Annotated in this window: 11 protein-coding genes; 5 read left to right on the forward strand and 6 right to left on the reverse strand. The window is 46.0% G+C overall.

The window, feature by feature from the left end:
* Positions 1-41 precede the first annotated feature (41 nt).
* The 4 genes from hslV to priA all read right to left on the reverse strand — a co-directional run bounded on the left by hslV (position 42) and on the right by priA (position 4916).
* Positions 42-590: an ATP-dependent protease subunit HslV gene (gene hslV, locus OCV24_RS01150; protein WP_017055859.1), complete on the reverse strand. Its 549-nt coding sequence runs from the start codon at positions 588-590 to the stop codon at positions 42-44.
* A 224-nt stretch (positions 591-814) separates the two neighbouring features.
* The gene (ftsN, locus tag OCV24_RS01155) at positions 815-1348 is read right to left on the reverse strand and encodes a cell division protein FtsN (RefSeq protein WP_017055858.1); all 534 of its coding nucleotides are present in this window, start codon (positions 1346-1348) and stop codon (positions 815-817) included.
* Positions 1349-1470: 122 nt separating this feature from the next.
* Positions 1471-2475: a DNA-binding transcriptional regulator CytR gene (gene cytR / locus OCV24_RS01160; RefSeq protein ID WP_017055857.1), complete on the reverse strand. Its 1005-nt coding sequence runs from the start codon at positions 2473-2475 to the stop codon at positions 1471-1473.
* 239 nt (positions 2476-2714) lie between these two features.
* Positions 2715-4916, reverse strand: a complete 2202-nt coding sequence (priA, locus tag OCV24_RS01165) for a primosomal protein N' (protein ID WP_077680958.1) — start codon at positions 4914-4916, stop codon at positions 2715-2717.
* 342 nt (positions 4917-5258) lie between these two features.
* Here priA and rpmE point away from each other — a divergent pair, with 342 nt between their 5' ends.
* Positions 5259-5477 (forward strand): 50S ribosomal protein L31, encoded by a 219-nt coding sequence (gene rpmE / locus OCV24_RS01170; RefSeq protein ID WP_017055855.1) that lies wholly within the window; start codon positions 5259-5261, stop codon positions 5475-5477.
* Positions 5478-5827: 350 nt separating this feature from the next.
* Positions 5828-7117 (forward strand): malic enzyme-like NAD(P)-binding protein, encoded by a 1290-nt coding sequence (locus OCV24_RS01175; protein WP_017055854.1) that lies wholly within the window; start codon positions 5828-5830, stop codon positions 7115-7117.
* 187 nt (positions 7118-7304) lie between these two features.
* Here the strand turns inward: OCV24_RS01175 and metJ are convergent, their stop codons facing one another.
* Complete coding sequence (gene metJ / locus OCV24_RS01180) at positions 7305-7622, reverse strand: met regulon transcriptional regulator MetJ (RefSeq protein ID WP_017055853.1); 318 nt, start codon at positions 7620-7622, stop codon at positions 7305-7307.
* A gap of 208 nt (positions 7623-7830) precedes the next feature.
* On the opposite strand from metJ, the gene OCV24_RS01185 reads away from it, so the two are divergent.
* The 3 genes from OCV24_RS01185 to metF all read left to right on the forward strand — a co-directional run bounded on the left by OCV24_RS01185 (position 7831) and on the right by metF (position 12602).
* Complete coding sequence (locus OCV24_RS01185) at positions 7831-9012, forward strand: O-succinylhomoserine (thiol)-lyase (protein ID WP_046224665.1); 1182 nt, start codon at positions 7831-7833, stop codon at positions 9010-9012.
* Between the two features lie 2 nt (positions 9013-9014).
* The gene (locus OCV24_RS01190) at positions 9015-11426 is read left to right on the forward strand and encodes a bifunctional aspartate kinase/homoserine dehydrogenase II (protein WP_136980843.1); all 2412 of its coding nucleotides are present in this window, start codon (positions 9015-9017) and stop codon (positions 11424-11426) included.
* Positions 11427-11702: 276 nt separating this feature from the next.
* Positions 11703-12602: a methylenetetrahydrofolate reductase gene (gene metF, locus OCV24_RS01195; protein WP_102506810.1), complete on the forward strand. Its 900-nt coding sequence runs from the start codon at positions 11703-11705 to the stop codon at positions 12600-12602.
* Positions 12603-12730: 128 nt separating this feature from the next.
* Here the strand turns inward: metF and OCV24_RS01200 are convergent, their stop codons facing one another.
* The gene (locus OCV24_RS01200) at positions 12731-13270 is read right to left on the reverse strand and encodes a PadR family transcriptional regulator (RefSeq protein WP_017055849.1); all 540 of its coding nucleotides are present in this window, start codon (positions 13268-13270) and stop codon (positions 12731-12733) included.
* Between the last annotated feature and the right edge of the window lie 30 nt (positions 13271-13300).

Raw genomic sequence — 13300 nt, forward strand, 5'->3', positions numbered from 1 at the left:
TTAATCACTGTTGAATACAACATTATGGATAGAGGAGGTCGTTATTCTGGTTTTGGCAGTTCAACGGTGCTATCTAGCTCTTCAACAGTGTGTTGATGGTTGGTGAAGACACAGATATCGCCAGCAATGCTCAGCGACTTTTCTGCGATTTCACGTGCATCTAAATCAGTATTTTCTAGTAGGGCAGTTGCCGCTGCTTGAGCGAAGTTACCACCTGAGCCAATCGCAATCAGGTCATTCTCAGGTTGAACGACGTCACCATTACCAGTGATGATCAGTGAAGCGGTTTCATCCGCTACGGCAAGCAGTGCTTCTAATTTACGTAGAGCACGGTCGCTACGCCAATCCTTTGCCAGCTCAACGGCCGCTTTGGTTAGGTGACCTTGGTGCATTTGCAGTTTGCTTTCAAATTTTTCGAATAGCGTGAAAGCGTCAGCCGTACCGCCAGCGAAACCTGCCAGTACTTTGTTGTTGTATAGGCGACGTACTTTGCGGGCATTGCCCTTCATTACTGTATTGCCTAGAGATACTTGTCCATCACCCGCGATGACGACTTTATTATTACGACGTACAGATACTATGGTAGTCACGAGTAGGGCCTCTTTATATTCTTATCCTTGGGTATAAAAAGTATATGAGGATGACACTCGGATAATTCAAGGAACCATGAGTGATGTCGAGCAACTTATCAGTGGAAGTTGTAAGGAAATTTGATTCAAGGGACTAAATAAAAGAAAACCTCCACAATGGGAGGCTTTCGATGTTTGTCTTTGCTGTCACTCTAGTTATTACACAACTGCGCTATCGCTTATCACTACTCGGTGTCTTTCCAAATAGCACAAGGTTCTATTTTTGCGCGTTGTAGTTTGTGGCGATCTCGTTCGGCATCACGCTTAAATTTGTAAGGTCCTAGAACCACACGGTACCAGCTACTGCCATCTTTCTTGCGGATCTCACTCGAGATACCTTGGAAGGCAATGTCCAACTTACGTGTTTCTGCCTGTGCTGAGGTTTTGTAAGCGCCACATTGCATGATGTAAGGGATCTTCGAGATCTGTTGCTCTTTGGCTTTAATTTCAATCTCGCGACTTGGCAGCGTTTCGACGTAGTCCCATTTCTCTGTTGGAGGAGGCGGAATTACTTTTGCTGGCTTAGGTTTTGACTTGTTCACCACAGGAGCTGGCGCTGGTGGCTCAGGATCATTACTTAATAAGTAAAGACCGTAACCAAAACCACCAGCAAGGAGGATCGCCAAAAGACCACTGCGCCAAGGTTTACGGCGAGGGGCTTGTTTGTTGGTCGTTTTTTTTGTGCCACGACCGCGCTTTACATAATCTCTATTAGCCACAAGACAATTCAATAGTTGATAGTTCTGCTCTCATGGTAATCCAGATTGCGTGAGGATAATAGTGCAGAAATTGAAGCGGCACATCAAAATGTGCCGCAGGTTTGTTTGGGTATTTACCTTGCCTAAATTCGAGGTGGCGCTGTACTGCCACGAACCACGAGTTTAGCTTCAAGTAGGCGTGAACCTGTTTGAACATCGTTACCTTTAAGTAGGTCGAGCATCATCAGCATCGCTTGGCGTCCGATTTCGTAACGAGGCTGAGAAATGGTCGTTAGTGGTGGATCGCAGTATTGAGCGAATTGGATGTCATCAAAACCAACAATGGAGAGATCTTGAGGAACACGCAAACCTAATTTTTTTGCTTCTTGAATAGCACCAATTGCCATTGAATCGTTATGACAGAAAATTGCGGTTGGTTGTTCCGGTAGTGCTAATAATTGACGAACGGCTTTTGTTCCAGCTTCAAAGGTAAAATCACCAACAGTACTATAAGCTGGGTTCATTGATACACCAGCCCGGCGCAATGCCTGTTGGTAGCCTTGCTGGCGGAATTTACATAGAGTGGCGGAGGTTGGGCCGGATATTTGTGCGATGCGCTTATGACCTAACTGAGCTAGGTAGTTGACGGCTTCAAATGCAGACGTCAAGTTATCGATGTGTACCGTTGGCAACTCAAGTTCAGGTGCAAACTCACATGCCATCACCATAGGTGGTAAGTTCTTCTGTTCAGATTTACTGACATCAAATGGGTGGTCGGTGCCAAGCAGTAGCATGCCATCAGCCTGTTTGGTGAACACCAAGTTTACGAATGATGATTCACGTTTCTTCTGTTGACCACTGTCGCCAAGCAGAACTAGGTAATCATTTTCTACAGCTGCATCTTCGATACCACGAATGATTTCGGCGAAATAAGGGTCACAGATATCAGGAACGATAGTAATGATGGTTTTTGATTCGTTGCGACGTAAGTTTCGAGCTAATGTGTTGGGTGAGTATCCAGCTTCAAGTACTGCTGCCTCTACTCGTTTGCGAGTAGAAACTGAGACTTTCTCTGGGGTCATCAATGCACGTGATACCGTTGCGGTTGAGACGCCTGCTAGCTGGGCAACATCCTTCATTGTCGCCATAAATTAAACCCTCTTTAAGTTCCTTTATTGCCTAAGTATCTAAGGCGTGAATAATTAATACAATCAAATAGACATAATGAAAGTGTTGCTAACACTTTTTTTATTGCAATATTCTATTTGTTTCATCCGTGTAAAGTTACGGCTAGATTAACAAAAATCACATGACTAGTGTGATGTTGCTCACGAGAAATATGAAATATTTGTGAACAAACTTATCATTAGTTTTAACCCAGGTGGGTTTAGCTTAAATCTTGCGGCTCAATATCGAGTGACCAACGAACTTTTTTCGCAGCGGGTAACATATTAATTGCCGGCTTCGCACTCATTAATAGCTTCTGCATCAATGAGCGAGTTTGGGTTTGCAAGATCAGTTGCCAGCGAGATTTGCCTGCACGTTTGGCTAATGGTGCAGGCGTTGGTCCTAACACCATGCAATATTGGTCAAACAATGGATGTGACTCCAGTGTGTGACGAACTTGACGTAAGAAATCTTCCACCAAGCGCGTGTCGTTCGCTTCTGCTCTAAACAGAGTCATAAAGGTGTAAGGCGGCAACATCGCCTGTTTACGTTCGGCTAAGGCCGTCTGAGCGAAGTGGTTATAGTCTTTGTGCAGCAATGCTTGTAACAGACCATGTTCTGGATGGTGCGTTTGTAAGATCACTTCGCCGGGTTTACTGGCGCGCCCTGCGCGCCCTGCGACTTGGATAAAGAGCTGAGCAAGGCGTTCAGGCGCTCGGAAGTCACTGCTATATAAAGAGCCATCCACATCCAATAACGCCACAAGTGTCACGTCAGGGAAGTGGTGACCTTTAGCCAGCATCTGGGTGCCAATAAGAATTTGGTATTCACCCTTACGAATCGACTCTAATGCGCTTTCTAAGCTACCCTTACGACGGGTGCTGTCGCGGTCAATACGAATGGTTTTATATTCTGGAAATAGTTGACCAAGTTGTGCTTCGAGCTGTTCGGTACCGACACCCACTGTCACTAAATTCGCTGAACCGCAGCCTTGGCAATGGTGAACGATATGGTGTTGTGAACCACAGTGGTGGCAACGCATTTCATTGCTGTATTGGTGATAAGTGTAGTAAGCATCACAGCGCTTACACTCGGCAGTCCAACCACAGTCGTGACACATCAATGCCGGAGAGAACCCGCGTCGGTTGAGGAACAACATCACTTGGTTGCCCGCTTTCAGGTGTCTTTGCATCTCAGCAATTAACGACGCAGACAAACCGCTTTCCAGATATTCGCCTTTCACATCCAACACTTTATTAGTGGTCGGCAATGCGACACCTGCACGTGAGGTGAGGGTAAGGTAGCTGTATTTGCCTATCTGAGCGTTGTGCAGTGTTTCAAAAGCCGGAGTTGCTGACCCAAGAACGACCGGAACTTGCGCTTTATGAGCGCGCATAATGGCGACATCACGTGCGTGGTAGCGCAGGCTGTCTTGCTGTTTATAGGAGGCGTCATGTTCTTCATCGACAATGATAATGCCTAAATCAGCGAAAGGCGTGAATAGAGCCGAGCGCGTACCTATCACGATCCCTGCAATATTGTCGCGTGCCGAGAGCCACGCATTCAGTCGCTCTGAATCGTTTAAGCCAGAGTGGATAACCTCAACAGGCACATTAAAGCGTCGCTTAAAGCGGTTAATGGTTTGAGGGGTGAGGCCAATTTCAGGCACCAAAACTAGTGCCTGTTTACCCTGGTCAAGAATCGGCTTGATCATATTCAGATAGACTTCTGTCTTACCTGAACCGGTAACGCCCTCTAGTAGAAAGCAGCCAAAGTTGGTCTGGCTATTGACAGTTGCGATTGCGATGGCTTGCTCTGCATTGAGTTTAGGCTTGTCTTGTTCGTTTTCGAGTTCAACTGGCCATGGTTTGCGCTGCGGTTTTTTCTCTACCGATTCAATCCAACCTTTCTCTTCCAGTGTCTTAAGTACTGCGCTACCCACTTCCTCATCAATGAATTCTTGATGAGGAACCGCGCCATTTTCAAGCATATGCATCACTTTGGCTTGTTTGACGGCGCGACCAAAGCCTTGCATCAGTTGATCTTTGCCTGACGATGTTAACTGCCATTCGATAAGCGTTGCGAAGTCGGCGGCTTTGCCTTTTCTTAGAGCGCTCGGAAGGGCGTTAGCAAAGGTTTCGCCAAGCGGGTATTGATAGAATTGACTACACCATATCAAGAGTGAATAGACAGATTCCGGCCAAACAGGCTGATTGTCTAATAAGGCTTTAATTGGTTTGAGCTTGTCTAGTTCGAATTCAGATTCGTTAACCAGAGCTGTGACAATACCGGTTAAGGTTTGGCGTCCAAAAGGCACAGAAACTCGCCCACCAATAATCGGAAAGAGGTGGTTAGGAATCTTGTAATCGAACTGCTTGTCGAGTGGAACAGGCAGGGCCACACGGGCAATCATTGGACGCATAAAGTGACGGCTTTACTGAGTTGAGGAGAGCGAACAGTCTAAATGATAAGGCGGTTAAATTCGAGGAGCAGTTTAGGTGAAAGAGGTGAGTTAACGAATGAAGGTCACTAGAGCTCATGAATTTCAACCAACATGCCAGTTAACAAAAGAAATAAAGACACTATTGGCGAAAAATGTATCAAATCGGTTGATCCTGTCTTATAGATTCATTACTATACTGCGCCTTAAAGGTATGGCTTCGTCACTTTTTTGTACGGATGCGGTGTCTTTATTTCTTTTTTAAACTACGTGTGGTGTGCGGCTTAGAATCGTATAGCGACACGGCCTACTTGAGGTTATCCCATGAAAGCTGGAATCCACCCAGAATACAAAGCAGTAACAGCAACTTGTTCTTGCGGCAACACATTCGAATTCAACTCTACTCTAGGTAAAGATGGCATTCACCTAGATGTATGTGACAAATGTCACCCATTCTACACAGGTAAGCAACGTATCGTAGATACAGGCGGCCGTGTAGATCGCTTTAACAAGCGTTTCGGTGCTCTTTCTAGCAAGAAGTAATTCTCGCTATTTAGACATGAAAAAGGACACTTAGGTGTCCTTTTTTGTTGCCTATAATTTGAGTCAATGATGGATACTGCTCTGCTTTTTAGCTATTTAATAGGTAGGCAATTAATATAAATGATAGGTAGTTGATCCGAATTTCTCCACAATGGTCGTTCCGCTACTTCTATTTAGAAATTCGCTTGAAAGTTCAACAGACAATAGTAATTTCAACTGCTCACTGGTCTTATTAGTAGTTAAATCTCGTTTTTTAATGAGACAGAGGCTTTAACTACCTAGGAACTTTGAAGTACATCCATTAACATGAACAAGACCCCCAAATAATAATAACCTAGGAACCTACACCTATGTCTGAAGACAGCCGACAAGACCAATCCTCTCAAGAGTTATCGCCTCAAGAACAATTTCGTCAGCAAGCTCTTGATTATCATGAGTTCCCAATTCCAGGCAAAATTGCCGTAGAACTGACAAAGCCTGCAGATTCTGCAGAAGATCTAGCACTAGCATACAGCCCTGGCGTGGCTGAACCTGTTCGCGAAATCGCACAAAACGTCGATAACGTTTATAAATACACGGGTAAAGGCAACATGGTTGCAGTTATCTCTAACGGTACGGCGATTCTTGGTCTTGGAAATCTTGGCCCTATTGCTTCTAAACCGGTAATGGAAGGTAAAGCGTTACTGTTTAAGCGCTTTGCAGGTTTAGATTCTATCGATATTGAAGTAAAACACCGCACAATCGATGAGTTTGTAGATACCGTTGCCAATATCGCAGATACATTCGGTGGTATTAACCTAGAAGACATCAAAGCACCAGATTGTTTTGAGATTGAACGTCGCCTGATTGAACGTTGTGATGTACCAGTATTCCACGATGACCAACACGGTACTGCGATTGTAACAGCAGCTGGTATGCTGAACGCAATTGAACTTCAAGGTAAGAAGCTAGAAGAATGTAAGATCGTTTGTTTAGGTGCAGGCGCAGCAGCGGTTGCTTGTATGGAACTGCTGATTAAGTGTGGCGCCCAGCGTGAGAAGATCTACATGCTGGACCGTAAAGGGGTAATCCACACTCGTCGTGATGACCTTAATGAGTACAAAGAACTATTCGCAAACAACACTGACAAACGTACTCTTGAAGATGTTATCGAAGATGCGGATCTATTCTTGGGTGTGTCTGGCCCTAACTTGCTACCAGCTGAAGCATTAACACTAATGGCTGATAAGCCGATTGTGTTTGCATGTTCAAACCCTGATCCAGAAATCAAACCAGATCTTGCTCATGAAGTTCGAAAAGACCTTATTATGGGTACGGGCCGTAGTGATTACCCGAACCAAGTTAACAACGTACTTTGTTTCCCATTCATTTTCCGTGGTGCGTTAGATGTGCGTGCGAGCGAAATTAATGATGAGATGAAACTGGCGGCGGTTCATGCTATTCGTGAACTGGCGAAAGAAGAAGTGCCAGCAGAAGTATTAGCGGCAGCAGGTGAGACGGCGCTGGAGTTTGGTAAGGGCTATATCATTCCTAAGCCAATGGACCCGCGTCTGCTTCCTCGAGTAGCAAAAGCGGTAGCGGAAGCGGCCGTTGAATCTGGCGTTGCGCGTATTGATATGCCAGCTAACTATATGGCGTAATAGCCCGCTGTGGTGGATTCTCTGTAGCGGTTTCGCTATGGGCAAGAATAATAAAAACCGACTCATCAGGAGTCGGTTTTTTTATATCTATCACTCACAGCCCACTCGCAAGCAGTATAGTGAGTGATGTTATGAATAGGGGCCGCTATAGCGAATCAGTATTAAAGGCGGTACTGAGTTGTTTTTATTATTCGTCAAACGCTTCGAATTCGATCCCCATCTCTGTCATCAGTCTTTTTACTTCAGTAGGGATATCGTCTGGACGGTCTTTACGGAGATCTTCATCCGTTGGTAGTGGTTGGCCTGTGTACGCATGTAGAAAGGCTTCGCACAGTAGCTCACTGTTTGTTGCATGGCGCAGGTTATTAATCTGGCGGCGAGTACGCTCGTCAGTGAGAACCTTTAACACTTTTAGAGGGATAGAAACTGTAATTTTCTTTACTTGTTCGCTTTTCTTTCCATGCTCAGCATATGGGCTTATGTATTCACCATTCCAGTCGGCCATTGCGTACCTTCATCACTTTAGTTGTTAGAATAAATTAATAGTGGTGATTTTAGCGGGATTTACTGCCATAAGCAAAGACATATGGACGTCTAGAAGTGTTGACGTCTCACGTTTATGAAAGTAAAGTGAATTACATATATCTAACACAGCCGAAAAATGCCGACAAGCAGCTGTGATTCTCAGACGCAAAACTTGTAAGGAAGCACCTATGAGCAGCCGGAAGCCAGCAACAATTGCAGTACGTACTGGTATCGAGTCAGACACGCAACACCATGCCGTTGTCCCACCTATTTACCTTTCGACTAATTATGGGTTTCCCGCTTTTGGTGAAGTGCCAAAGTACGATTACACTCGTTCTGGTAACCCCAATCGAGGTTTATTAGAAACGGCACTGTTTGAGCTTGAATCAGGCAAAGGCGCGGTTGTGACTAACTGCGGTACTTCGGCGCTAAACTTATGGGTTTCTGCTTTCTTAGGCGGCGATGATCTTATTATCGCACCACACGACTGCTACGGCGGTACTTACCGTCTGTTTAACACTCGCTCACTGAAAGGTGACTTCAAAGTTCTGTTTGTTGATCAATCGGATCAATCGGCACTGGATGCGGCGATCGCGCTTAAGCCAAAGTTGATCTTAATCGAAACACCATCGAATCCATTGGTTCGCGTGGTTGATATTGCAGAAACTTGCCGCAAAGCGAAAGAGGTTGGTGCTCTGGTTGCTGTCGACAACACGTTTTTGACACCTGTGTTCCAAAAGCCTTTAGAGCTGGGTGCTGATTTTGTTATTCACTCAACCACTAAGTACATCAATGGACACTCAGATGTTATTGGTGGCGTTGTGGTCACTAAGACAGAAGAGCACGCTGAAGAGCTAGCATGGTGGGGCAACTGTATTGGTGCGACCGGCACACCATTTGATAGCTACATGACTTTACGTGGTATTCGTACGCTAGGTGCGCGTATGCGAGTTCACGAAGAAAGCTCACGTGAGATTCTGGCGTCTCTGCAGCAACAAGATCTCGTCGGCACTATTTACCACCCAAGCCTTCCTGAACATCCGGGTCATGAGATCGCGAAGAAACAGCAATCGGGCTTTGGCTCAATGCTCAGCTTTGAGTTTGCGGGCTCATTCGAGGCGCTTAAATACTTTGTTGATAAGTTAGAGCTGTTTTCTTTGGCGGAATCGCTGGGCGGTGTTGAAAGCTTGATTTGTCACCCTGCGTCGATGACTCACCGCGCGATGGGTGAAGAAGCATTAGCAGAAGCGGGTGTTTCTCAGCAACTACTGCGTCTATCTGTTGGCCTTGAAGATGCAGAAGACCTAATCGATGACCTCAAGCAAGCGTTTGAAAAAACACAGCGCTTTATTGCTGAAGGGGAGGGGTAATAATGGCAACCTTTCGCCAGCTACATAAATTTGGTGGCAGCAGTTTAGCGAATCCTGAATGTTACCAACGCGTGGTTAACATCCTTAGAGAATACTCATCAGCAACTGATTTAGTCGTTGTATCGGCAGCGGGTAAAACAACCAACCGTTTGATTGAGTTTGTTGAAGCGCTCGACAAAGATGGCCGTATTGCCCATGAATGCCTACAAACCCTTCGTCAGTTCCAGCTTGAGCTGATTGAAGCGCTGCTTGAAGGTGAAGCCGCTTCGCAACTAACGGCAACCATTCAACAAGAGTTTACCGCTTTGGGTGAGCTCACCGCTCCCTTGAGCGAAGCGCAAAAAGCACAAGTGTTAGGACACGGTGAGGTTTGGTCTTCGCGTCTGTTAGCCGCTTTGTTGTGCCAACATGATTTACAAGCGGTAGCTCAAGATGCGCGTGCCTTTTTGCGTGCAGAAGTGGGCGCTCAACCTGAAGTTGACCGCGCACGTTCTTATCCTCTGATTAAAGAAGCTCTAGCGCAGCATGCGCATTGTCGTGTGGTGATTACGGGCTTTATGGCTCAGAACAGCGACGGCGAAACCGTATTGCTTGGTCGGAATGGTTCGGATTACTCAGCTACCGTGATTGGCGCGTTGGCTGAAGTTGAACGTGTGACGATTTGGAGTGATGTGGCAGGCGTATACAGCGCTGACCCTCGTCTGGTTTCAGATGCGTGTCTATTGCCTCTGCTTCGTCTTGATGAAGCCAGTGAGTTAGCTCGTCTGGCGGCGCCGGTGCTTCACAGCCGAACGCTACAGCCGGTGGCTCAAAGTGCTATGGATTTAAGTTTACGCTGCAGCTATCAGCCAGAAGCAGGCTCCACACAGATTGAGCGTGTACTGGCATCTGGTCGTGGTGCAAAAATCATTACCTCTTTGGATGACGTTCTTATCGTGCAACTGACGTTTGGTCACGGCCATGATTTCGACCGTCTAGAGAGTGAAGTCCTTGAAGGGCTTAAGCGTGCTCAACTTGAGCCGCTGGCTTATGAGCTTGAACCGGATCAACACTGTTTGCGTCTTGCTTACACAGAAGAGATCGCTGGTGGTGCTTTAGAATATCTACAAGACCACGCGATTGAAGCTGAGATTAAGCTCAAAGAAGGTTTCTCTCTGATTGCAGCAGTGGGTGCGGGTGTGACTAAGAACCCGAACCATTGTTACGGCTTCTACCAGCAGCTTAAGAGCTCTCCGGTTGAGTTCATCTCAGAAGCGAACTCAGGCTTAAGCTTGGTGGCTGTGATTCGTAAGAGCGAAACATCAAGTCTGGTGAAAGGCATTCACTCTCAACTGTTCCAAGCGCAGAAGCGTGTTGCGATTGCCTTGTGTGGTAAGGGCAATATTGGTTCAAGCTGGTTAAGCCTGTTTGCTGAGCAAAAAGCGGAACTTGAAAAGCGCCGTGGAATGAACTTTGAATTGGTTGCGGTGGTTGATAGCCAAACCTATTGGTTCGACGATCGAGGTATTGATGCGACTTCGGTAGGTAAGCGCTTTGATGACGAAGCGATTGCCAATAATGGTAACGACTGGTTAGAGCGTTTGGGTTCTATTCAAGGTTATGACGAAGCGGTTGTTCTCGATGTTACTGCGAGCCCGGTACTTGCAGCAAAATATCTGCAAATCGCACAGCAAGGTATCCACCTGATTTCGGCGAACAAGGTCGCAGGTTCTGCATCAAGTGAGTATTACCATCAAGTCAAAGATGCTTTCGCTAAGATCAGCCGTCATTGGTTGTACAACGCGACGGTTGGTGCAGGCTTACCGATTAACCACACGGTACGTGACCTGCGTGAAAGTGGCGATGACATTATTGCATTGTCAGGTATCTTTTCGGGCACACTGTCTTGGTTGTTCCAACAGTTCGATGGCACAGTACCATTTAGCGAGTTGGTTGACTTAGCATGGCAACAAGGCCTCACAGAACCGGATCCTCGTGCGGATCTAGATGGGTCAGATGTGATGCGTAAGTTGGTCATTCTGGCGCGTGAATCGGGTTTAGACATTGAACCTGAAAACGTAAAAGTGGAATCACTGGTGCCAGCAGAACTGCAAGACCTGTCGGTGGATGACTTCTTTGATAAGGCCTCTGTGCTGAGCGAAGAGTTGGCTGAGCGCTTAGAGAAAGCACATTCTCAACAAAAGGTTCTGCGTTACGTAGCGCGTTTAGAGAAGAATGGTAAGGCAACCGTAGGCGTTGAAGCTCTATCTAAAGAACATGCTCTAGCGAACTTGCTGCCTTGCGATAACATCTTTGCGATTGAAAGCAAATGGTACAAAGATAATCCATTGGTTATTCGTGGCCCAGGTGCGGGCCGTGAAGTAACAGCGGGCGCAATTCAATCTGACCTGAACAGAATGTCTAGCCTGTTCTGATACTCAGATCGGTTGGTTTAGTGTCTAAATAGCATACTATCCACTAAGATAGATAAGGCTGAAAGCACGATGTGTTTTTCAGCCTTTTTTCTACCTTATTTCTGCTTTGCGACCCATATAACGACTTGAGTTTTACTCACGATCTACTTGAGAAAAATTCATAATCGATCTGTTGACATTAAATCGTATTCAATACATCCTACAGACATATAGACGTCTAAACGTCGTTTAAGGATTTGAGTTTTTAGTGGTTGCTTTTGCCACAGGGAGAGTAAGATGGGATACACACACGCAGGCCATATCGACGCTTTAAATCAGAATATCGCAGAGCTTTCTGACAACATTAATGTGTCATTTGAATTTTTTCCACCAAGCAGTGAGAAGATGGAAGAGACCCTGTGGAACTCTGTTCACCGTCTTAAAACACTTCAACCAAAATTTGTATCGGTAACCTATGGTGCAAACTCGGGTGAACGTGATCGTACCCACTCAATCATTAAAGAGATCAAAAACCAAACGGGTCTAGTAGCAGCGCCACACCTAACGTGCATTGATGCTAGCCGCGAAGAACTTATTCAAATCGCCGACGATTACTGGGCGAATGGTATCGAGAGCATTGTTGCTCTACGTGGTGATATTCCAGCAGGCGGCGGTGCGCCAGATATGTATGCTTCTGACCTAGTTGAACTGCTTAAATCGCGCCATGATTTTGATATCTCAGTCGCGGCATTTCCAGAAGTTCACCCTGAAGCAAAAAGCGCTCAATCTGATCTTATTAATCTAAAACGTAAAGTAGATGCAGGTGCTAACCGTGCCATCACTCAGTTCTTCTTCGATGTAGAAAGCTACCTACGCTTTCGTGATCGCTGTGTGGCGGCGGGCGTTGATGTTGAGATAGTACCGGGTATCTTGCCAGTTTCTAACTTCAAGCAAGCGTCTCGCTTTGCTGCAATGAACAACGTTAAAGTGCCGGGCTGGATGGCGAAGCAATTTGAAGGCTTGGACGATGATCCAACGACTCGTCAGTTAGTTGGTGCTAGCCAAGCAATTGATATGGTCCGCACCCTGAGCCGTGAAGGTGTGAAAGACTTCCACTTCTATACACTAAACCGTGCAGAAATGACCTACGCACTTTGCCATACGCTAGGTGTTCGTCCACAAGTGGCTACGCTGTAGTTGAAGCTCTTGATAAAATGCCATCGGCGATAGAATCTCAAATCCTATAGATACAAAAAAGGCTTGGACTCTAAGAGTTCAAGCCTTTTACTTTTCTAGCTTCTAGCTTCTAGCTTCTAGCTTCTAGCTTAAGCGATAGTACCAAGCTCTAACAGTACCTCTTCAGCCCACACTATCCATGCTTCACGAAGAAGTAGGTTACGACGAAGAGTTAGACGTTCTAGGCGAGCTTGCTTGTCTAGCGTTGATGGTGTTGCGTAGTAAGCCGCTTCGATTTCTTTGTAATGAGAAACCAGTTTGCGAGACTCTTCTACCAACTCAGCAAGTTGTACACGGTATGCGTCACAAGGTTGTACAGCACAAGCCATTAGTTTAGCTGAGAACTCGTCACGAACGGTTGGGTGTGCAGTGGGTTGTTCAAACCATTCACCTAGGGCGCTACGTCCAGCGTCAGTGATAGAGTAAACCTTACGATCGGGTTTGCCTTCTTGAGGTTCAAGCACACAAGTGACCTGGTCGTTTTGAGCCATTTTATTTAGCTCGCGGTAAACTTGTTGGTGGCTAGCTTTCCAGAAGTAACCAATGCTTGCTGAGAATTCTTTTGTGATATCGTAACCAGTAGCATCGCGTGTACTTAAAACGGTTAGAATTACGTGTGGTAATGACATGTCTGAGATCCAAATGGTAAACAGTAAACA

The sequence above is a fragment of the Vibrio kanaloae genome (assembly GCF_024347535.1).
In the GTDB taxonomy this organism is placed as follows: Bacteria; Pseudomonadota; Gammaproteobacteria; order Enterobacterales; family Vibrionaceae; genus Vibrio; species Vibrio kanaloae.

Excerpts from the sequence above, each read along its gene's own strand:
- cytR (WP_017055857.1), bottom strand. The coding sequence starts at position 2,475 with ATGGCGACAATGAAGGATGTTGCCCAGCTAGCAGGCGTCTCAACCGCA.
- priA (WP_077680958.1), bottom strand. The coding sequence starts at position 4,916 with ATGCGTCCAATGATTGCCCGTGTGGCCCTGCCTGTTCCACTCGACAAG.
- rpmE (WP_017055855.1), top strand. The coding sequence starts at position 5,259 with ATGAAAGCTGGAATCCACCCAGAATACAAAGCAGTAACAGCAACTTGT.
- OCV24_RS01175 (WP_017055854.1), top strand. The coding sequence starts at position 5,828 with ATGTCTGAAGACAGCCGACAAGACCAATCCTCTCAAGAGTTATCGCCT.
- metJ (WP_017055853.1), bottom strand. The coding sequence starts at position 7,622 with ATGGCCGACTGGAATGGTGAATACATAAGCCCATATGCTGAGCATGGA.
- OCV24_RS01185 (WP_046224665.1), top strand. The coding sequence starts at position 7,831 with ATGAGCAGCCGGAAGCCAGCAACAATTGCAGTACGTACTGGTATCGAG.
- OCV24_RS01190 (WP_136980843.1), top strand. The coding sequence starts at position 9,015 with ATGGCAACCTTTCGCCAGCTACATAAATTTGGTGGCAGCAGTTTAGCG.
- metF (WP_102506810.1), top strand. The coding sequence starts at position 11,703 with ATGGGATACACACACGCAGGCCATATCGACGCTTTAAATCAGAATATC.
- OCV24_RS01200 (WP_017055849.1), bottom strand. The coding sequence starts at position 13,270 with ATGTCATTACCACACGTAATTCTAACCGTTTTAAGTACACGCGATGCT.